Genomic DNA, 256 nt, shown 5'->3' with positions numbered 1-256 from the left:
CCGGCATGAGCGACCTGCAGAAGGTCGGACGTGTCGCCGGCAAGGCGATGCTCTATTTTCTCACCTTTTCGACGCTGGCTCTGATCATCGGCCTTGTCGTCGCCAATGTCGTGCAGCCGGGCGCCGGCTTCAACATCGACCCGGCGACACTCGACGCCTCGACCATCAGCACCTACGCCGCCAAAGCGCACGACCAGTCGATCACCGGCTTCCTGATGAACATCATCCCGTCGACCATAGTCGGCGCCTTCGCCGA

Annotated in this window: 1 protein-coding gene; it reads left to right on the top strand. The window is 62.5% G+C overall.

Features of this window, described 5'->3' with window-relative positions:
- Nucleotides 1-256 (top strand): cation:dicarboxylase symporter family transporter (locus tag EOB49_RS35550; RefSeq protein WP_127383575.1); only part of this gene is annotated, 256 nt, incomplete at both ends.

The sequence above is a fragment of the Mesorhizobium sp. M7A.F.Ca.MR.148.00.0.0 genome (genome assembly GCF_003997735.1).
Classification (GTDB): domain Bacteria; phylum Pseudomonadota; class Alphaproteobacteria; order Rhizobiales; family Rhizobiaceae; genus Mesorhizobium.
Note: the sequence above shows the minus strand (reverse complement) of the source record. Positions and strands in the feature narration are given on the sequence as shown.